At 54.3% G+C, this 19640-nt stretch carries 16 protein-coding genes; 8 read left to right on the plus strand and 8 right to left on the minus strand.

Translation table 11 applies throughout. The features are described from left to right. Positions 1-36 precede the first annotated feature (36 nt). Positions 37-453 (plus strand): IS200/IS605 family transposase, encoded by a 417-nt coding sequence (gene tnpA / locus ACRZ91_RS06670; RefSeq protein WP_480903487.1) that lies wholly within the window; start codon positions 37-39, stop codon positions 451-453. Between the two features lie 49 nt (positions 454-502). On the opposite strand, the gene ACRZ91_RS06675 is transcribed toward tnpA, so the two are convergent. Beyond that, positions 503-1123, minus strand: coding sequence for a thermonuclease family protein (locus ACRZ91_RS06675; protein ID WP_480903490.1), 621 nt, complete (start codon positions 1121-1123; stop codon positions 503-505). Between the two features lie 391 nt (positions 1124-1514). Between ACRZ91_RS06675 and ACRZ91_RS06680 the strand changes: the two genes are divergently transcribed. The 3 genes from ACRZ91_RS06680 to ACRZ91_RS06690 all read left to right on the plus strand — a co-directional run bounded on the left by ACRZ91_RS06680 (position 1515) and on the right by ACRZ91_RS06690 (position 3993). After that, a complete protein-coding gene (locus ACRZ91_RS06680; protein ID WP_480903493.1) occupies positions 1515-2795 on the plus strand; it encodes a hypothetical protein in 1281 nt (426 codons plus the stop codon). A gap of 326 nt (positions 2796-3121) precedes the next feature. Further along, on the plus strand, positions 3122-3574 hold the full coding sequence (locus ACRZ91_RS06685) for a COG3904 family protein (protein ID WP_480903496.1): 453 nt from the start codon (positions 3122-3124) through the stop codon (positions 3572-3574). A 23-nt stretch (positions 3575-3597) separates the two neighbouring features. Further along, positions 3598-3993, plus strand: a complete 396-nt coding sequence (locus ACRZ91_RS06690) for a thermonuclease family protein (protein WP_480903499.1) — start codon at positions 3598-3600, stop codon at positions 3991-3993. A 202-nt stretch (positions 3994-4195) separates the two neighbouring features. Here ACRZ91_RS06690 and ACRZ91_RS06695 read toward each other — a convergent pair whose 3' ends face one another. After that, entirely contained in the window at positions 4196-5287 is a 1092-nt protein-coding gene (locus ACRZ91_RS06695; protein WP_480903502.1) for an MrcB family domain-containing protein, read from the minus strand. Between the two features lie 846 nt (positions 5288-6133). Next, entirely contained in the window at positions 6134-8866 is a 2733-nt protein-coding gene (locus ACRZ91_RS06700) for a choice-of-anchor L domain-containing protein (RefSeq protein WP_480903505.1), read from the minus strand. A 561-nt stretch (positions 8867-9427) separates the two neighbouring features. Between ACRZ91_RS06700 and ACRZ91_RS06705 the strand changes: the two genes are divergently transcribed. Next, positions 9428-9826 carry a hypothetical protein gene (locus tag ACRZ91_RS06705; RefSeq protein ID WP_480903508.1) on the plus strand — a complete coding sequence of 133 codons (399 nt, stop codon included), beginning with the start codon at positions 9428-9430 and terminating at the stop codon, positions 9824-9826. Between the two features lie 119 nt (positions 9827-9945). Here the strand turns inward: ACRZ91_RS06705 and ACRZ91_RS06710 are convergent, their stop codons facing one another. The 5 genes from ACRZ91_RS06710 to ACRZ91_RS06730 all read right to left on the minus strand — a co-directional run bounded on the left by ACRZ91_RS06710 (position 9946) and on the right by ACRZ91_RS06730 (position 15370). Beyond that, positions 9946-10332, minus strand: coding sequence for an HGGxSTG domain-containing protein (locus ACRZ91_RS06710; protein ID WP_480903511.1), 387 nt, complete (start codon positions 10330-10332; stop codon positions 9946-9948). A gap of 614 nt (positions 10333-10946) precedes the next feature. Continuing rightward, positions 10947-12446, minus strand: coding sequence for a YfjI family protein (locus ACRZ91_RS06715; RefSeq protein WP_480903514.1), 1500 nt, complete (start codon positions 12444-12446; stop codon positions 10947-10949). Then, positions 12430-13332: a DUF7146 domain-containing protein gene (locus tag ACRZ91_RS06720; RefSeq protein ID WP_480903517.1), complete on the minus strand. Its 903-nt coding sequence runs from the start codon at positions 13330-13332 to the stop codon at positions 12430-12432. Before ACRZ91_RS06720 ends, ACRZ91_RS06715 begins: the two co-directional genes overlap by 17 nt. Positions 13333-13480: 148 nt before the next feature. Next, entirely contained in the window at positions 13481-13687 is a 207-nt protein-coding gene (locus ACRZ91_RS06725) for a helix-turn-helix transcriptional regulator (RefSeq protein ID WP_480903520.1), read from the minus strand. A 456-nt stretch (positions 13688-14143) separates the two neighbouring features. Then, positions 14144-15370 carry a tyrosine-type recombinase/integrase gene (locus ACRZ91_RS06730; protein WP_480903522.1) on the minus strand — a complete coding sequence of 409 codons (1227 nt, stop codon included), beginning with the start codon at positions 15368-15370 and terminating at the stop codon, positions 14144-14146. An 879-nt stretch (positions 15371-16249) separates the two neighbouring features. On the opposite strand from ACRZ91_RS06730, the gene ACRZ91_RS06735 reads away from it, so the two are divergent. From ACRZ91_RS06735 to ACRZ91_RS06745, 3 genes are all read left to right on the plus strand, one after another. After that, complete coding sequence (locus tag ACRZ91_RS06735; protein WP_170513598.1) at positions 16250-16834, plus strand: ANTAR domain-containing protein; 585 nt, start codon at positions 16250-16252, stop codon at positions 16832-16834. Next, positions 16831-18000, plus strand: a complete 1170-nt coding sequence (locus tag ACRZ91_RS06740; RefSeq protein WP_480903525.1) for an ABC transporter substrate-binding protein — start codon at positions 16831-16833, stop codon at positions 17998-18000. Before ACRZ91_RS06735 ends, ACRZ91_RS06740 begins: the two co-directional genes overlap by 4 nt. Before the next feature lie 270 nt (positions 18001-18270). Then, positions 18271-19635 carry a CmpA/NrtA family ABC transporter substrate-binding protein gene (locus ACRZ91_RS06745; protein WP_480903528.1) on the plus strand — a complete coding sequence of 455 codons (1365 nt, stop codon included), beginning with the start codon at positions 18271-18273 and terminating at the stop codon, positions 19633-19635. Positions 19636-19640 lie beyond the last annotated feature (5 nt).

Here is a 19640-nt window from a genome sequence, read left to right on the forward strand (position 1 = left end):
GCCGGGTCGAAGGCTCATTTTCCAGAGGGTAAGGACATGCAATATGACACCGGCAAGCACTGTGTTTTCTACCATCGCTACCATCTCGTCTGGTCGACCAAGTATCGCTACAGGGTGCTGACCGGGGCGTTGCGGCTTCGCGTGCGCGATATCTGCCGTCAGGTCTGCCGCGAGAACGGGGTCGACATCTTGCGCGGGGTGCTATCCAGCGATCACGTGCACATGTTCGTGTCGGTTCCGCCGAAATTGGCAATCTCGGATCTGGTGCGCAAGATGAAGGGCCGTTCGTCATATCGGGTGCAACGGGAGTTTCCGAATATCCGCAAGCGCTACTGGGGTTGCCGGTTTTGGGGCAGGGGGTATTTCTCGACCACCAACGGTGCCATCACTGAAGACATCGTACTTCAGTACCTGGAAAATCACATTGCTGATCCTACCGGCGCCAGCCGGTAGTCATTCAGTTATTTGCAATACGAGGTTGTGGTGGCGGTTTCGGACACTTTTAGTTGTTCAGTTTCCGAGCAGCTTGCTTTGCCTCGTATTGCTTCCAAAGCCCCATATGTCCGTTTTGCCGCGCGTTTGCGAGCCAGAGCTTTTTTCGAGCATCAGGCATTTCCATCGATCGGTATTTTCCACCTGAGAATTTTGGCCAATCTATCGCTAGGCCAAGTTTGACCATTTCTGCGGATAGGTCACGGCCATCCTCAAGGTAGCATTTTGCAACAGTCCGACCGTGGGTGTCTTGCTCGGTTACTTCCGCCCTAATTTTTTGACCTTTGCAGAGCGAAACGAGCGCCCATTTTGCCTTCTTTCCGTAAGGATGGCTCATCTCCGGAGCATCGACACCAAAAAGACGGACCTGTGTTTTCTTAATGACCAACGTATCGCCATCTACGACGTACGCTGAACCCTTTAGTATCGTGACGTCGGGTTTAGGTACCCTATGGTCAGGATCAAACCGCTGCGGCTGCGATGTTCGCTGTCGTTCGTTTGTGGTTAATCTAGGTTTTTCGTACACACCAGATTGGCTTGGAGAAGTAGTTGTGTCGCCAGGCCTGTTGCTGCGAAATGCCAAATACACCGCGCCAGCCAAAACCAAACCCAAAACTATCAAGATTTCCACGAGACAGGCCTCCAAAAGTTAGGTCAATCATAATTGTCGCTCTGGATCAGGATCGACCCAAGCACACGTTCGGGTTGATGTACTAGGGATACCTCATATTCACTCAGAGAGATGTGATGGATTTGCCCCGCTGAGCGCTTTTCGAGTGGGACAGCTAGGCAGCTGATCTCTACCTATTGAAACTCCCAGAAAAACAACCTGAATTTCAACTAGTTCATATTATTCACGTCTACTAGGACTCGCGGCACAAGTTGGCGGAAACTTGCAGAAGAATGGCAGCTTCGCGCAAGCAATCGTTTCGTAAGGTCCAGATGTGAAACCCAGGGTGAAAAGTCTTAACGAATGATTAAGTGATGAACTATCGCGTGATGAGTGTGGAGCAAGGCGTAATATGACGGAGAACAAGGATCGCTTGACGGCTGAGGAAGCAAAGGGACTTCGAACCGCTAAAGAACTAGAAGGTCATCTAGCGTGGTTAGACACGTTTACGCCCGCAGCCTTGGGTGTTCTGGCCATTGCATCTGGTATTTACACCTATCTTGGCGTGTCCTCATTGCTCGAAGATAACGGCGCAGTCTCTTTCTTCGCGGCCGTTGCGTACTCAATCGCCGTCTCTGTCGGCATCTTCGTCTTTTGGAGCTATATGCTCCGGCTGCTGCCTTCAATGCGTACGGCTAGTGGCTTCATTGGTCTGACGATCTCAACAATTGTTGGCTCTGTCGCCATTATCGCTATGTCCAGCTGGCTTAACGCCGCCGCCCTCGCAGGCTCCGCCGCAGTCGAACAACACTTGGAAAACACTGTCCGAGACTACCAAGCCGCTCTCGAGCAAGCCCACGACATAGCCCTTAGCGGCCAAGCTTTGGGTCGTGAGGTGGAACGCGCCCGTCAAAGTTTCGAGGAACTCGCTGAACTGGAGCAATCCGGAGACCTCTCTGGAACCGCCGGCCGAGGCGCAGTGTTTCGCGTACTGACCCAAAAGGCTGAAGAATTACGCAATCTTGAAGAGCAGATTGCGGCACAGCAGGAACCTATCGAGGAGGCCTTCCAACAAGGCAACGAAATCCTCGCAAAGATGCGCGAGCTTACTGTAGCGCCCGGGCCAGTGGACCGCCGCTCGGTACAGTTTTCTGAGGAAAGCGTGAAGTTGGCGGGTGTGATCTCGCGCCTCAACCAATACAGCGTGGCACCACTTGTTGCTCGTGCTGCCGAGGACTTGCCATCCTCGGTAGTTCTTCCAGAGCTTGATGGACGCAGTTCCGACGTACGAAACGCGCAATCAACCACAATCAACTCCGTTTTGAATGCGTTGGACCAACGCAGCAAGACACTCAAGAACGCTGCTGACGAGGTGTTGGACATGGAACCGCCCATTGAGACGGCATACAACCCGATTTCTAGTGCCGATGCGGTGATCAAGTACGCCCACAACTTCGTCCCTTCGTGGGCGGGAGCTATAGCAATCGACTTGTTACCTGCCGTGTTAGTTTTTGTACTGGCTATCACCCAAGCCGCAATCCGCAGTGGCAAGGACGGTATGAGCATCGAAGATACTCTGACGCTGTCAGACCTCAGAGCCGCAATGAATGCGATGAAGGACGTCGAGGCGACAATGGGTGTGGCAGACGCAGCCATCCTCAACCGCGCCACACCGCAAAAAGATGAAATGTGATGGGCCTGCTACGTCGTCTCGATCCACGCTCTGGGGTGCGCTACGTTCTGATATTGCAGCTAGCGATTGCGGGCGTTCTAATAGCGTCGGACGTTCTTGGTGTATTTCCCAGCCCGTTTAAAAAGCGCGTTGAACTCCCAAAGGGGCCTATATCTCCCGGTGATCAGCGTCGCGAGTACCGCACTGATCGCAGTGATCCATCGCTTGTGCCTCAAGACGGGCCACTAGATGTCCTCGTACCAGTAGTGTTTCCTGACCGATTGGACTTCTCTGTACAGGAAGTGGAGGGGCTAGGGCGAGTACTGCTCCTCAGCGGACAGATTGAGGTGAATGACTCGTCTCGCTTCGCTTCGTATTTGTCAGACATGCAGGAGAAACCGGATCTTGTGGCTCTTCACAGCCCTGGGGGCGTGGTCACCGAGGCGCTGTCGATTGGCAAGCAGCTAAGGGAGGCTGAGCTGTCTTCTGCTGTTCTGGCTAGCACCATGTGCGTGTCGTCATGTCCTTACATCCTAGCAGGCGGCGAGGAACGCATAGTCTCGCTGCGGGGTATTGTGGGGATGCATCAGCACTACTACGAACAGCCGCGCCTGATACCAGCCGTCTTCGCCGTCGAGGGAATCCAAAAGGGGCAAGGAGAAACCATGCGGCATCTCATCGACATGGGTGTAGACCCGGCGCTCATGCTGTACTCGCTGAACACGCCACCCGAGGAAATCTATGCGCTTATCGAGGAAGAACTCGTGGATACCCGAATAGCTACTCAAATAGTCGACTAATACACAAAACAGAGGACTTGGCCTTGTTCAAGAAGCTAACCATTGCTGCGGCGCTGTTCGCCACGAATGCCACTGCGGGTGGTCTCCAAGTACGTGATGCAGACACAATTGTTGTCGATGGCACTCCTGTGCGCTTGAACGGCGTGGATGCGCCCGAGCTTGGCACTCGTTCTGGTCAAGACGCAAAGCGCTGGATGGTCAATTTCCTTCGAGGCAAGGACGTAGAGTGCAAACTAAATGGTGAGCGCACGCATGATCGCTGGGTTGGTGTTTGTTACGCGAATGGACAAGACATTGGAGCTGCCGTGATAGCGGCTGGACATGCTCTGGATTGCGCCAGGTACTCGGGTGGGCGCTACCGGCAATTGGAGACCCCGGCAGCAAAATCGCGTTTAAAGCGGGCTGGTTATTGCAGGTAACGTGCAAAGGCAGCGTAGAAATTACTCATTAGAGTAAAGCCCGTAACGTTGCTGCCTTAACCCGCCTCTAGGTGGTGGCACCTGGGACGGGTATTGCTGGACCGACGAAGACGCCGTCACAGGATGAGTCTGTGCGAGATAATTTATTGGTTTCAGCATCTTACAATAATGTCGATTTCTCGTACGCATGTCATGCGAGTGCTCACACCTTGGCGTTGCGGGCGACACGGAAGGCTGTGGGCTGAAGGCTCCATTCATCTATGTCCCAGCCGATCAGTGGCTCAAGTATGCCGCCTGATGCCTTTGGGCTACTTCCATCCTTCTCAAGGCGTATGCTTGTCACGATCATAAGCGCTGTCTGGCCCTTCTTGCCTCGATGAAGGGCAACTTCACCATGAGTCATGGCTATCGCCTCGGCCGCATCGCTCGTCGTACCTTTGACTTCAACAAAGATAACGTCTTCGCCCTTCTTGGCTTCGAAGTCGTAGGGCTTTTTGGCTGAGGTGTCTCTGGGCTTGTAGCCTTGCTCTCGAAGCCAGTCTTCGGCCATCGCCATAGCCTGAAGCTCTACGGCCTTGCGTTCCTTGGCTGTCAATCCAAAGCCTTGGCTCTTGGCGATGGTGGATGTCGGCCGGGTGATGCTCAATATTTCAAGCTCGGTCTGATCGGCAGGGGATAGCTCGCGGCCTTGACGTTGGGCGGAATATATAGCCCTGAGTATTTGAGCGGCCTGGACAAGGTGCTCCGTCACCACCCGGTCGTCGATCTCGTCGTAATCGATCTTCTTCACAAGTGCGCTTGCGTCCTGGAATGATTTTGGGAGTGGCAGACGCGCGCCAAAATCATTGGAATCTGTGAACGGGTCCAATGAGCCGCGATCTTCCAGGACCATGCGTCTGGCCCATACCGTGCGCTTGGCGAGTTCTTCCGGCGGCAAGACAATCGAATAGCCATTATGAAACTTCGAAGAACTGCATCCTACGGCGATATTTACGCCCGAGCCATCCGTCGAAAAATGCAGGACGACATAGAAGCCATCGGTCGGCTTTGGGGACATCTCTTTGGAGCAAAACCGTGCCCATGGGAGCTCCGTTTTGTTGCCGATCCCATCCGAGGCATCCACGTGGAAGTCGCTGCCGAATGGGCCAAGGGCTTCACACAGCGTATTCTGAAGCCCTCGGAGCTCGCCGGTTAGGACCTGGCGTACAAGGTGGCCACGTTCCTGCATTTCCGGAGTATTCTTCGAAGAATAATCAGTTTGTAATTCGCATATCCGGCGTAAGGTCCCACGCATCGCTAATTTGGCTCCTAAAGAACACTGTTAGAAAAATAGTCCTGGTCCAGCTTCTTCATCTAAACGTTTCTGAATGAGCGAACGCCTACACCGTAGCAGATAAGCAGGCGGGTACCAGTAGTCTACAGAGGCATCGCACCGCATCCCTTCAGTCGCCCTCTAGTTCAAGGTTGGCTTAAGCTCTTCGCTTCCCCTTCGACCCCGTGCTTAGCGCCGCCCCTGGCCCGTTCGATATGCAGCAACCTCAAGTCAAAGCCGCTGCATTTCTTTGTTTAGACGAAAAATTCGTGCCAAATGTGTAGCGCTGCGATTAGCAAGTACAGATACTTAACTGGGCAGAAAAATAGAGCTACATAGCACAGGGCGATTAAGCCGCTGATGACTTTACTTTTGTTCATATGTTTTCCTGAAATTACAATATATTATACGCAGCTCGTGCTGCGCTAATATATAGCTAGATTATACCACAAAACGGCGCTGAGCGGACGATTTTTCTCAACTATTTTCCAAGCAAGGCACTTTGCTTTTCCGCTCGTTTTAACCGCGCTGAAATCGCGATGCTCTACAAGGATCTCCGCCTGCGCGGCCAACGTGTTGAATCCGTGACCTGCGCAACAGACATCCCCGGTGCCGTCGCCTGTGCACGCTTCTCCTCGTCAGCCCAAAACCGTTTCTTACGCCTGCTCATAGACTGCCTCACAGTGTCCACTATCAATGGTGGACACTTAGATCACTCTCCGCGACGCCGTTAGGTCGGCTTCAACGGACGCACACCAACAAAGTCGCCCTTGACCTCGTGAAACCGAAGGACGACTTTGAATACTTCACGCTTGGAGCTACGTGAGCTTAGATGAAATTGAATACATCGGATTCCCCTAACATCAGACTATCAACCCCGGTCAGAACAGCGAGGATTTCGCCATCCGCTGAGATAGTCGCATCATCACCAGATTGCTCAATCAAGAGATCTTCAAATTTCAAACCGACAAGGCCAATGTGGTCGCCGCCGACACCGTAGTCGAGGATTGTGTCAGTACCTTCGCCGAGAGCAAGAACGAACACATCGTCTCCGCGCCCACCTACTAGAATGTCATCGTCTAACCCGCCGCGAAGCAAGTCGTTACCTCTGCCGCCGTCAAGATGGTCCTCACCCTGTTCGCCGAAGAGTTTGTCATCGCCCCTTTCACCGAATAGGCTATCAACGCTTTCACCGCCAAACAGGAAATCGTCTGCATTTCCGCCGTAAAGCGCATCTGCACCGTCGAAACCGTAGAGTATGTCTTTGCCGTTGCCACCGAAGATAGTGTCTTCACCACCGTCAGTACCCTTGAGCACATCTCGCTTGTTCGTTCCGCCGACGACCTGGCCATCATCTTGAACCGTAACATTGATAGTAGCGGTTGCTTGGTCGGTTTCGCCGTTCCCATCGTTAATCTGATAGGTGAAGGATTGGGTGATGACCTCACCGGGAGTGGCAAGATCGAACACATCTGCATCAGCCTCATAGGTGAATGATCCGTCGTCATTCAGAACAAGACTTCCTTCCGCTGGACCGCTTACCAGCGAAACCATCAAGGCATCGCCATCCGGATCACTGTCGGAGCCGTTCCCGTTATCATCAAGGATGTTACCAGTTAGGAACTCATCCTCGTATACGGAAAATTCATCATCAAGAGCCTCGGGAGTAGAGTTGTACACCACTGAAATAAATGAGTCCACGCCAACGTTCTCGACATTCAATTCTGCACCTGTGTAGTCACCTTCCAGCGTGATGTTTGTATCAAAGACGCCGTCACCGTCAGTATCAATATCCAACACAAGAGAACCAAAGGTGGACAATATATCGCTTAACGCGATCAATGTATTGTACAATTGCAATAGGTCGTCAGGTCCAAAGTTGACAATCCTATCACCATCTAGGTCTTCTGGGTTGCCAGCGACGGTATTGGAGTCGTCCGCGAGTACGATCAGTTCATTGGCGGCAGTAGAGATTACCGTGGAAGTATCCAAGTCATCTTGTCTGACGGTCAACACACCTTGATTTGATACCACTGACGTCGAAAGCTTCATGTCGTGAATGTACAATCCGGAATCTAGTGAAGAATCGCCGGTATCTGCCACACCTATCTTGATAGTGTTCAATCCAAACACCAAGGGAACGCCAATATTAAGCAGGTTGCTTACACCATCCCATTCTATTGGTAGCGCCGCTGATGTATTATCAATGAAGTGTAAGTCGATATTGTCTTGAATTACGCTTAACGGTGCCGTGACGTCATCGGGGTCAAATAAAGCGAAGTTCTCAAAAACTTGTTCGCCATTGTCATCAAGGGTTTCGCTGTTCCTTACATAAATCGCTGCAATATCAACAAATGAACTATCGACAAATTCTGGATACTCCTCAGACCCGAATACGACGTCGAACTCCATCGATCTAATATCTGGGTCTGTGATGTTAATAGTGAACTCAATTGTAACAGCATCTTGCGTTGCCCCTGAGCCGCCAAACGCCAACTGGGCTGAGGTCGTTAGATCGGGATCTCCTCCGGTTCCGTTGGGCACCGTGAAGCCAGAGTTGTCGTTTAAGTCATCGGGATATCCACCTGTCGTCAATAGAATGCCGTCGCGCAGGCGGTCGGTTAGGCCCAAATCCTCGGCTATTCCTAGGTCCGAAACCAAGTAAGCGGCTGCACCGGACCCATTAAATTCAACATTGTATACATTATGACCCAAGTAATGCTGAACTATTAGTTCTGCCAACTCGTCAATTTCATCGACAACCGATCCATTGATTTGGACGTCGGTGTCAAATAGCGTTCGGGACCGCTCGTACTCATCAAGAATATCTTGGAAAGACTTTGGTTCTGTTGGAAACGCATAGCTAAACGAGGTCGTACTTCTAACGAGGGGCAGCAGACCGTCCGGATACCCCTCAAATACCAGGAAATCTTCTGCGGATACCTCACCAAGAGAGCTTCTTCGACCATCAACTATGGTGGTAGTCCCAAATATGTTCTGACCGCTGCCCCCAAAGGGATGAAACAGTGAGGTTCCAAACTGGAAATGAAGGTGGGCGCCATCACCGCCACTGACACTGTCACGTACTCCAGTCTGTCCAACCTCTCCCAATATTGCGCCTGTATTAACCGTGTCACCAACCTCGACAGCGATAGTGCCGCCATCCAAATGTGCATACATCGTATAGAATGTCTGGGTGTCCCCTTCATCATCGGTATATTCGTGGGCAAGGATTAGATAATTGCCATATCCTCCGGCGCCACCGGACGGATCGATAACTGTTTCATTGTAGTATGAAATGGATTCACTCGGCGGATTCTGATCATTCTGTGTAATTCGACTAACAAAAACTACAGTTCCATCGGTCACCGCCAGAACGTCGGCCCCTTCTGGTAGTGCGAAATCATATGCATTGTGGGAGTAACCAGTTACTGTAATGCCGTTTACAACAACTGTATCGTAATGAGATGTTGAGCCGCCTGGATACTGTGATACCGGAACATAATCATCAGTTCCGTCAAAGTTAATGTCTCTATGAAAAGGCAAAGCGACTGTCGGCATTTCATTCCCCCACTAATACTCAAACAACTGGTAACGAGGCGAGGTTAGACAGCATTAATGGTCCAACGACGCCGAGCAATGAGTCATGAAATTACTTTCTGGCCTGCGGTTTAGCAACAAAAAAACATTAACGTTTTCAAGAGCGCTTTATGGAGCTGCTTCGATGGATCTAATAATTCGATGGATCTAATAAAGTGGGTAGTTGTTTTCGCGAGTACTCGGCATTTTCAAATCTTCATAGGTCTGAATGCGCCTGACTCTCTAATCTTCACTAGGTCCTCGGCGGCGGTCTGGCTATATGGAGCAGGATAGTTTGCGTAAGAAGCCGATCTAAGCGGTATTGCAAGACAACGATAAGATTGTTCTGCTTCTCTCGGGAGGCAGTACCCGAGCCGATCCAGCAATGGAAGCGGGACGCGGTATCGGGAGGTTGATCGAAAACAAAAAACCTTGACTCCGCAAAGCACGCCCCCGCTAAACGTAAAAATGACTTTATTCCGGTATATCTTCTCGAAATCATGTAGTATTTTCTAAGCTTTTCCAGGCGTTATACTTCGAGCCATGTCTCGAAACATCGTAAAAATTGCCGAAATTGAAGGTTCGGCTGACGAGGTCTCGGTTTGCGCGTCGGACCTGACTGGTCAATGGGCGGAGGCTTTCTCGCAGCTCGCAGATATTGTCTCCGTGCAGTCCGGCATTTGGCCTGCCGATGCGAACATGATTGCCACCGTAGTTGGCGCCCATAGGCGAGCTGCCATACACGAACAGCTTTCGCTGGAAGCTTTGCAAGCCCAAGATATGGATGAGTTCGGCAAGCAATCTAAGCTGGCGAATGCTGCGGCTGGTTCGGTCCGATCACTACCGGCCCAGGCGCGCCGACGAAGGCAACCGCCGCTTTCGGTGGCAACTTCATTTGTGCAGTTCTGCAGAAATGCATCCTTGAATCGTTGGCTCGATTAGCTCTCGAAGCTTGGGATTAGCGTGACCTACTGGCCTCGAACGTCAATTGCGGATGGACCCACTACTTACGGATTGCGTGCTCTACCGGTAGTACTACGGAGGCATTTCACCACCTCCCTTCAGTCACCCTCTGGTTCAAGATTGACTTTTATTTTTCGCTTCCCTTTTGGACCAGTACTGAGACCACCATGCAATCGGCAGCGTCGTTTACCTGGTACTACCCGGGCCTGACATTGGCCCCCGGTCCGGGTTTTTGCCCCACATTTAGGGCGCTCGGACTTGGGTAACGGTTCCCCGCTATCATTCAATCCCATCTCCGCCATCCTCTTGCAGTTCAATCCAAGACACTGTGAACAATCCCTCTGGTAGTTCCGGTGTTTGTGCGCTTCCGCGGGGCAAGGCCTCCAGCGTGACTGTAGTGCCCGCCAATCGATGGGGTCGCTTTGAGTGAGCGAACGCATCATAACTTCCAGTTTTGTCGGTCGTCCCATAAAAAACACCATCATTTGTTAACATAGTCGGCAAACCCCATGACGAGAGGATAATTCTTTTACGGTCGACGTTTTTCTCTACGACTACACTCGAAAGAAAAGATTGGTACCGAAACAACTCCAAATCAGCCAGCGGGCTTGAGAATGAGAAAATGCTCGCCGAAGATGCTCAATGATACGACCGATCACAACTTCATTCGAACCTAGGAGAATACATGGCGGCGCTGCGCGCGGTTTATGCTTCGCCCACCGGTTTCTCTTGCTCACTCATTGGCTCCCACCGGCGGGAAATGCCGTTCCACAACTTGCTAGTGCCACCATGCTTGTTCCAATCAGACAGCCGCCGCCATTCCTCGATGGAAACGACGCGGCCTGTCCATGTTCGCGGGTTGCCGCCGGCGCTTATCCCGCAAGGATAGATTTCCGGCTCGGCCTCTAACCGCGAAGGCGTGAGTATGACTGGCCGGGCCAAGGCTTCAGCGGGGGCTGAAACTCCCCCTTCTACTACCGCTACACCCGCTACACCCGCTACAGTCGCTACACATGCCACGTTATGTAGCGGCTGTAGCGACTGTAGCGGCCCCTGATGCCTTTCATCGCTCAGGATTTTGGCCAGGGCTGATTGCACGTCAAACAGCATTGCCAGTTTTCACAATCCGGTAGGCTTCCGTTCGCTGGGCCCCGCGTATCAGGCTTCCGGGTTCTAACGGCGCAAGCCAGCCGTGTTTAACCAGTAGCGCCAGCGGTGCCGAAAGCGCCTTGCTTTCCCGCAGAGCGTTCGGCCCGAATTGCAGGATTTCGCGGCGCGTCACATCCTCGTGCTGCCAACTGTCCTGCAACCAGTTCAGCAGTTTTTGTGCCTTTGAGGTTTCCTCGGACACCAACCCGGCTTCGGCCAGCCGCCGGGCTTCGCCAAGGTAAAATTGCGCCAGTGTAATCCCCCAGCCCATCACCTCGGGTGTCACCTCGGTTCCGTTCAGGTTGCCCCAAAGGGTCAGCACCCCCGCAATCCTTGCTGCCTGCTCTGCGGCCTTGCTGCCATAAGCCCTGACGTGTTCAAGTTCACCACCAGGGCTCTGAGCCTGCTCTACTGTGTTATAGAACTGCCCTAACAATTCCTTTGCGTCCTCTGACAGGGATAGCTGTTTAGGTGTCAGTTCCTGCGGATCCTTGCCGGTCGGAAGTGGCGTATTCAGCAGTTCAATTGCCCGACCCGTAAATGCAGAAATGGCAAATTCGCTGGCCGGATCCTGGTCGCGCCGCAAACGGGTTCCGATTGCGCTGGGCGGCTCGGTAATCAGGAACCGCGCCAGGAAGCCTTGGCCCGATGCCTGAGCATCGGCCAGTAAGGGGCGTGCGGCGACAGGCTGCGCCATCAGGTGCATTGACAACCTACGCCCCGGATAGCTACTCGCCCCATCGCCGGATCGGATCCGGTTTACCGTGTCGCCGTTCCAGAATTGCGACAACCCGGCAATCGTCTTCAACCGATTGTCCGAGTTCATGGCGTGGCCGCCGATGAAGCCGCCTGCCTCGTCCGAAAACAGACCCAGCGATGGGCGCCCGGTTTGATAGAGCTTCAAAAGTCCCTCGAATGTGGGTTCTTGCGCTGTCAAGTTCGGGTAGAGCGGCGGGTGGGGTTCCGGCCCAAGTGCGCGCAAGTCGGCGTCGGCCCTTGCTGTCTTTTTTTTGTCAGGTCCGGCGGCCTCGCTCAACAAACGTTTGCGCTTGCCTGCCCAGATTTCGCGGGCGGTTTCATGTTCGCTGATTTTGGTGCGGTAGTTTTCCATCCCTGCCTGTTCATGCTCGCGCACCCCGCGCATCAAAAGCCGGTCACAGGACGATTTCCGCTCGCCGCTTTCCGCAATGGTCAGGCAGTAAAGCGAACAGGGTGTATAACCTCCAAGAGTTTCAACATCGGCAAAGCCCTGCACGGCGAGGGAGGCTACAGCCAGTGCGGATTGCGCTCCGATCCCGATCGGGGCCTGCGTCATGTCGTGAACCGCCAGTACGACCTCTTGTAGCGGCCCTAGCGCCTTGATGGGGTAAGTCTCGCTTGGCGGGATTTCCCGAGCCAGCGGTTGCGGGCCTTCGGCATTGAACGGGATAGGCTTAGCAGGCGCGTTCATCGCTGGCCCCTTTCATCTGTTGAAGAACGTCGTTCCAGTCAGCCCCATCCGGGGCGGGAAGGAGCGAAACCTGCCAGCCAAGGGCTGCGGCTTTCGCGGCCAAGTCATGCCCGGCGGATCTGCCAGGTTTATCTCCGTCGGTCGCGACGATCAGTTCGCCGGGGAATCCGCTCGGTAGGCGCAGGCCGGTCAGCCCGGACGTTGACAGCGCCGCCCAGACACGCGCGGGGCGGTCCAGAAGACCACTGGCAAGGCTCAGGGCGGTTTCTATGCCCTCGGCTACGACCAGCGGCCCCTGCCCCTCAGCGAGGCGCACGGCGCCGCCAGAGGTGGCCCCGAGCATGGTCTTTGCGGGAACAATATCAGCTTGGCCTGATCCATCTGCGCGCAGGTAGGTGCGATGTATCGCGAAGCCCTTGCCGCCCGCCACCAGAGCGACAAGTGCCGGATGTTGGGTTGCGGTCAGCCCGTGCCAGCATTCGGGATGAAACCGCAAGGTCTTTGGCAAGAAGCAGATAATGCCCCGCCCACGAAGATAGCGTTCGGCGGGTGTGCCCTCGATCGGCCGAGCCTGTCGCCAGCAAGATGACGCAGCAAACGCGCGACGCCGGGCCTCGGCCTGCCGCTCCGCTTCGCGGCGAACGCGTTCTCTCGGATTCGATGGTCGATAGTCCCCAGGACCAACGTCCACAGCCGCAACGATGTTCGCGAAGGAACAGCCTGCCCTTTTGCAGTGAGCAAGCAACCGCCCGTCTCCGCCATCAGCCAACGTCAAGGCATTCTGCCCCTTGCGACCTTCGGGTTGACAGACTGGACAAGGGGCGGTGCCATAGACACCATGCCAGCGCCCGCCTAGAGCTTTGGAAAGATGTTGTGCTTTCGTCATTGCACACCACCTTTCTCTTCCAGGTCCGTGGTTTTTGGGTTCTCAGAAACTGTCTTGAATGCTATCTTCGGGAAGTTCATCGCAGCCGCAATGGAACGCTCCCGCGCCGTGCCAGCCTGCCCGCTGCACGGCGCGATACCTTTTGCTGTCATAACGTGAATCGCCCCCCGGAACGCTCATTCAGCCATTTGCAGATGTCGCTTTCAAGCCAGCCCACGGCGCGTGCGCCAATTTTGATCGGATGGGGGAAATCGCCGTCAGCAATCATTTTGTAGATCGTGCTGCGCGATAGCCCGATCATCCTTTCAACATCGGCGCGACGCAATACTTTTGCGCTCAGATAGTTATGATTCATATGTCTTTGCCCTTTCAGCTTCGGGGCAAAGGTGTCGGTGCAAGACACAACGGCACCATAGCCCCATTTGGGGATGGAAATGCCGTCGACACATCTTGCGCGACTAGGGCCTTAACGATGTCGGCCTTAATGAGACGCTAAAGGCCACCCGTCGTCACTTCAAGAAGAAAATGGCACATATAGGCAGCGTTGCCTTTTGCAACACCACATATGGACCTTTCGGTGCCAAGATCCAGCTCGCGACCCTGTCTGACCTCAACAAATTGCAACATGCGCTTGGTCCTGCTCGGAACGCCCGGGAGGCCATAACACGTTACAGGCGTTGTTGGCCAAGTGAGAGAGGCTTTAGACTCCGCAGCGGATTGTTCTAACCAAAGCCAGCTTTCCTTAGCAATTTGACTGTGCCGAAGGAGGGCTAATACTGAACAAATCGCAAGCCATATCGTGAGCGAAAGGTCACGGAGCCGACGGTAGCGTCGACGCAATCGGTATCACATTTCCACCATTGGCAGATTGTTCGCGAACGAACGCAGCCCAGGCCTCCATCATCTTGCGACGCTTCTGAAACAGGTCAGATCGGGCATATGCCCGCTCCACTTCGTCACCTAACAGGTGCGCAAGGGCTGCTTCGGCAACCTCGCGCGGGAAATTGGTCTTTTCCTGCGCCCATGTTCGAAAGGATGTGCGGAACCCGTGAACGTCGGCCTCGAAGCCCAGTTCTTTAACCAGCTTCGAAAGGGTCATGTCCGACAGCGGGCGGCCTTTAAGTGTTCCGGGGAATACCAGTTCAGATCCATCTGCAATCGTCCTGGCCTCTTTCAGAATGTCCACGGCACGCGGTGACAAGGGCACTCTGTGCGGGCGCTTCATCTTCATTCGTTCGGCTGGGATTTCCCAAACTGCCCCTTCTAGGTCGACTTCACTCAATCGAGCGTTGCGAACCTCACCGGATCTGGTGGCGGTCAAAATCAGCAATTCCAGCGCTAGTTTGGTTGATAGCCCGGCCTGCGATTGCTTCACCGCCGCGATGCAACCGGAAACCTCGGAATAGGGTAGGGCCTTCCGGTGTTTGGGAGAGCGGGTGATTTTCGGTAGTGCCTGAGAGATGTTTTCTGCGGGGTTATCTTGCCGCCATCCTTGCGCAATCGCCCATTTCATCACCGTGCCGATACGCTGCCGCACCCTGCGGGCGGTTTCGGCTTTCTCTGTCCAGATTGGGGTGAGCACCGCCAGCACGTCGGCAGTTGTAACATCCTGCACTTTCAGCTTTCCCAGCCTGGGAAAGGCATAGGTTTCAAGCGTTGTAATGAACTGTGCCGCGTGTTTCTTGTTTTTCCACGTCGGCAGGTGAAGTGCATGAACTTTCCGCGCGGCTTTCTCGAAGGTCAAAATCGCCAGCGCTTCGCGGCGCGCTTGCAGCGGGTCGCCACCGGCGCGGGCCAGCTTGCGGTTCTGCTGGGCCATCTCGCGCGCCTCAGCCAATGATACAAGCGAAGGTGAGCCAAGTCCTAGTTCGCGTCGTTTGCCGCGAATTGTGATCCGCTGAACCCAATAGCGTGAGCCGTTAGCGTCGACGCGGAGATAGAGCCCGTTCCCGTCGAAATACTTGCCTGGCTCAGTAACATTTCTGACTGCTTGCGCGGTCAGGGCCTTTACAGGCCTGCGGTTCAGGTGGCTTGCCATCTCTTCCCCCAATCCTTCCCCCAATAGAAAACGGAACCCCCGGGACTATGATGGACTGCGACGGAAATGGAAACCCTCTATATAATTGCAAAATATAAGTTATTTGGAATTTCTCGGAATGCACTGGAAAGTCGGGCGGCGGATCCTCGGTCCGCCACTGGTTTCCTGTGTCAGGCGACACATAGTTCTGCCACCAGCGACAGAACCTTTCCATTTTCGCCTCACATCCTTCATCCAGCACCTAGACCGTTTTCAATGATCCTGACTTCTCCATTGGGAAAATCAGGGCTGATTTGCAGATCAGACGCCGAAGGCGCCTGTTCCTGCTGATCTGCCACGTGGCGAACGCGGATGGGGGCGAGGCAATGCTATTCGACAATAGTGGTGCGGCCCGCAAGCGTAGCCGAGGACACGGTGTTGTCTAATAGGGTTGCCCGAGGGGGAAGGCAGCGCCTTACCCCTGATGGCCAGGGGCGTTTGGCTTGTCCAAATCCCGCTGCCCCAAAACAGGTGCAGCGGAGCAGGCTTCGCCTTTACTATTTGCGCAAGAACGCGTTGTTATTCTAATGAATCGGGCGGAAAGCGGCCATTTGCTGCAGGCGCGGGAACACATTGCTTTAGTTGTCAAAGCGGACCTTCGGTTTTGATCCGCAGATGGAAGTGGAATCTGGTGCCTCAAGCAAACTGGTAGCGCAACTGAAAAACCAAAAAAATGATGCGATATGCTATCACGGATTTCTTTGATGGCATGTAGAAAAACTGTGCAGGTATTCCGCTAAGTATGAAATCAAGCTGAAAAATTGGGCGAACGGCAGCCTGATGAATCATTAAATGGCGCTGGAATTGCTACCAATGCGCCTTGGCCTCACTTGTGACCCTATGAACCAACATCTAACTGTCGTTGTAGTCGAGCAGAACCAAGAACGAGCCTTTGCGATTGTAGATGCTCTTAAAGAGGCCGGAGACGTAGACGTTTCTGTAATCGGCAATGTCTCCGGGCTGGCAAGGAAAATTGCTACTCATAGCCCAGATATTGTCCTGATTGATATCGACAACCCCTCTCGAGATATGTTGGAAGAACTTACCGTTGCTTCGGGCCCATTGGAACGACCCGTGGCTATGTTCGTCTCAGGCGCCGCAGGCGGATTGGCAAAAGCTGCCGTTGAGGCCGGTGTATCGGCTTATGTTGTCGATGGATTGCAAGCTGAGCGAATTAAACCTGTTATCGATACCGCCATCGCTCGGTTTCAGGTGCTGCGCCAGATGCGGACTGAACTTGCAGAAACCCGCCGTGCGCTTGAAGAGCGTAAAGTGATCGACCGCGCAAAAGGTTTGCTGATGAAAGCGAAGGGCATTTCGGAAGACGAAGCCTATGCGCTACTCCGAAAAACCGCGATGAACCAAAACCGCCGCGTCGCCGAGGTGGCCGAAGCCTTGGTCACTGCTTCGGGGTTGTTGTCATGAGAACCGTAACACTGCCCGTCGCGTATATGCCGCTTGTCGACGCGGCCCCGTTGATCGTCGCGCGCGAGATGGGGTTCGACCATGCTGAAGGCATTTCGCTGGACCTGCGTCCGGCGCCATCGTGGTCCTCTCTGCGCGATATGCTGGCCTTTGGGCATGTGGACGCGGCGCATCTACTATCGCCTGTCCCCGTTGCGATGGCTTTGGGTCTTGGTGGAATCGCGACACCGCTATCTGCGGTATCTGTCCTGTCTTTGAACGGCAATGTTATAGGTGTTGGAACGCAATTGGCCGAGCGACTGATCGACCAGGGCTATGGTTTTGATTTCACCGATGCCGCTGCGGCTGGGGCTGCACTGGCAAAAGCTGCCGATGAAGTCTTGGTGTTTGGCGTGCCTTTCCCATTTTCAATGCATGTCGAGCTGCTGCGCTATTGGATTGCGGGAACCAAACTGGCCTCAAAACAGGTCGAAATCCGCACCGTCCCGCCGCCACTCATGGCGCAGGCGCTTGCGGGAGGCGAGATCGATGCCTTTTGCGTGGGCGAGCCTTGGGGCTCCTTCGCAGTGGACGACAGTGTTGGCGCACTGCTGTTGCCCGGAAAGGCGATCTGGACTTGTGCACCTGAAAAGGTGTTGGCAGTCAGAAACGACTGGGCCGAGACGGAACCGCATTTGCTGGGAAGTCTCATGCGGACCGTATGGCGTGCGGGACGCTGGCTGTCAAACTTGGACAGCCGAACAACCGCGTCCGAGATGCTGTCACGCAAAACCTACCTCAATGTCTCACCCGAGCTGATTGACCGAGCGTTAATGGGTGAGTTCGCCATATCTGCACGCGGCGAGCAACGCAGTGTGGAAAGGTTTGTCGAGTTTTTTGACGGTGCTGCCACCTTCCCGTGGCGTAGTCAGGCAAAATGGATCGCGCATCAATTGGCGCTAAGAAACGGGCTGGACGTCGGGACAGCGGAACGACAAGCAGCTAAAGTCTTTCGAAGTGATCTCTATCGTCGCGAGTTGCAAGGGCTTGGTGTGGAAACACCCGGCGCATCCGAGAAACTTGAAGGAGCTTTGTCTGAGTCGACGGCAGTTGCCTCGGCCCATGGCAGCCTGATTCTGTCTCGGAACGTCTTCTTCGACCGGCGCATTTTCGAGCCCGCAGGGTAAGATTGCACAATTTTTTTGCAGCGCAGCATCTCTTTTTGCTGCGCTGCAGAATTCTCGAATTGAAGATGTCAAAAAATGATGACGTCGCACTGCGCGTCTGACTTAATCGGGACATCGGAAGGCAACGACGCCCACCGACGGAATTCGCCCACAATCCAGGGCACCTTAGAAGAGCAAAGCCGCTCGACCATCCGCCACCTCCTCCCGGCGGACTGTGTCGGCGGCTTTTTTGTTTGCCCATGGGGTTGGGCTGAACCGAAAGGGATCGAGATGAAAAAGCTTCTTTTAGGCCTCGCCGCGACGACGGCGCTTGTGTCTCCAGCACTGGCCGAATTGGAACTGGAAAAAGACGAGCTGACCTTTGGCTTTATCAAACTGACCGACATGGCGCCGTTGGCTGTCGCCTATGAGAATGGGTACTTTCTGGACGAAGGCCTGTTCGTGACGCTGGAAGCACAAGCAAACTGGAAGGTGCTGTTGGATGGCGTGATTGACGGACAGCTTGACGGCGCACATATGCTGGCCGGACAACCATTGGCCGCAACCATCGGGTATGGGACCGAAGCCCATATCATCACGCCATTCTCAATGGACCTGAACGGCAACGGCATCACCGTCTCCAACGAGATTTGGGAAGAGATGAAGCCGAACATCCCGGTGATGGACGACGGCCGTCCCCAGCATCCGATCAGCGCCGAGGCTCTGGCCCCGGTCGTCGAGAAGTACAAATCAGAAGGCAAGCCCTTTAACATGGGCATGGTCTTCCCGGTTTCGACCCATAACTACGAACTGCGCTATTGGCTGGCCGCCGGTGGTCTGCATCCGGGTTACTACAGCCCTGAAAACGTGACCGGTCAGATTGGCGCGGATGTGTTCCTGTCGGTGACCCCTCCACCGCAGATGCCTGCCACGTTGGAGGCCGGCACGATCTATGGCTATTGCGTGGGTGAGCCGTGGAATCAGCAGGCTGTGTTCAAGGGTATCGGCGTTCCGGTTATTACCGACTACGAGCTGTGGAAGAACAACCCCGAAAAGGTCTTTGGTCTCAATGCCGAGTTCGCAGAACAGTACCCCAACACTACTCTGGCCGTGACTAAGGCCCTGATACGCGCGGCGATGTGGCTGGACGAGAACGAAAATGCCAACCGCCCTGAAGCCGTCGAGATTCTGAGCCGGGCTGAATATGTGGGTGCGGACTATGAGGTTATCGCCAACTCGATGACCGGCACGTTCGAGTATGAGAAGGGCGACAAGCGTGAGGTCCCCGATTTCAACGTGTTTTTCCGCTACAACGCGACCTATCCATTCTACTCGGACGCCGTTTGGTACCTGACGCAGATGCGCCGCTGGGGGCAGATTGCCGAGTCCAAGCCCGACAGCTGGTATGACGAGGTCGCCAAGTCCGTCTACAAACCCGAGATCTATTTGGAAGCCGCCCGCTTGCTGGTCGACGAAGGTCTGGCGAAAGAAGCCGACTTCCCCTGGGACAGGGATGGTTACAAAGCGCCGACCCCGGCCGAGGATATCATTGACGGCATCGCTTACGACGGACGCACACCCAACGCCTATCTCGAAAGCCTGTCCATAGGCCTGAAGGGCGAGCAGAAGATCATCGGCTCGGACGTGCAAGGCTAATTCCC

It is taken from the genome of Ruegeria sp. O11 (genome assembly GCF_056535285.1).

Excerpts from the sequence above, each read along its gene's own strand:
- tnpA (WP_480903487.1), top strand. The coding sequence starts at position 37 with ATGCAATATGACACCGGCAAGCACTGTGTTTTCTACCATCGCTACCAT.
- ACRZ91_RS06680 (WP_480903493.1), top strand. The coding sequence starts at position 1,515 with ATGACGGAGAACAAGGATCGCTTGACGGCTGAGGAAGCAAAGGGACTT.
- ACRZ91_RS06695 (WP_480903502.1), bottom strand. The coding sequence starts at position 5,287 with ATGCGTGGGACCTTACGCCGGATATGCGAATTACAAACTGATTATTCT.
- ACRZ91_RS06700 (WP_480903505.1), bottom strand. The coding sequence starts at position 8,866 with ATGCCGACAGTCGCTTTGCCTTTTCATAGAGACATTAACTTTGACGGA.
- ACRZ91_RS06705 (WP_480903508.1), top strand. The coding sequence starts at position 9,428 with ATGTCTCGAAACATCGTAAAAATTGCCGAAATTGAAGGTTCGGCTGAC.
- ACRZ91_RS06710 (WP_480903511.1), bottom strand. The coding sequence starts at position 10,332 with ATGATGGTGTTTTTTATGGGACGACCGACAAAACTGGAAGTTATGATG.
- ACRZ91_RS06715 (WP_480903514.1), bottom strand. The coding sequence starts at position 12,446 with ATGAACGCGCCTGCTAAGCCTATCCCGTTCAATGCCGAAGGCCCGCAA.
- ACRZ91_RS06720 (WP_480903517.1), bottom strand. The coding sequence starts at position 13,332 with ATGACGAAAGCACAACATCTTTCCAAAGCTCTAGGCGGGCGCTGGCAT.
- ACRZ91_RS06725 (WP_480903520.1), bottom strand. The coding sequence starts at position 13,687 with ATGAATCATAACTATCTGAGCGCAAAAGTATTGCGTCGCGCCGATGTT.
- ACRZ91_RS06730 (WP_480903522.1), bottom strand. The coding sequence starts at position 15,370 with ATGGCAAGCCACCTGAACCGCAGGCCTGTAAAGGCCCTGACCGCGCAA.
- ACRZ91_RS06735 (WP_170513598.1), top strand. The coding sequence starts at position 16,250 with ATGAACCAACATCTAACTGTCGTTGTAGTCGAGCAGAACCAAGAACGA.
- ACRZ91_RS06740 (WP_480903525.1), top strand. The coding sequence starts at position 16,831 with ATGAGAACCGTAACACTGCCCGTCGCGTATATGCCGCTTGTCGACGCG.
- ACRZ91_RS06745 (WP_480903528.1), top strand. The coding sequence starts at position 18,271 with ATGAAAAAGCTTCTTTTAGGCCTCGCCGCGACGACGGCGCTTGTGTCT.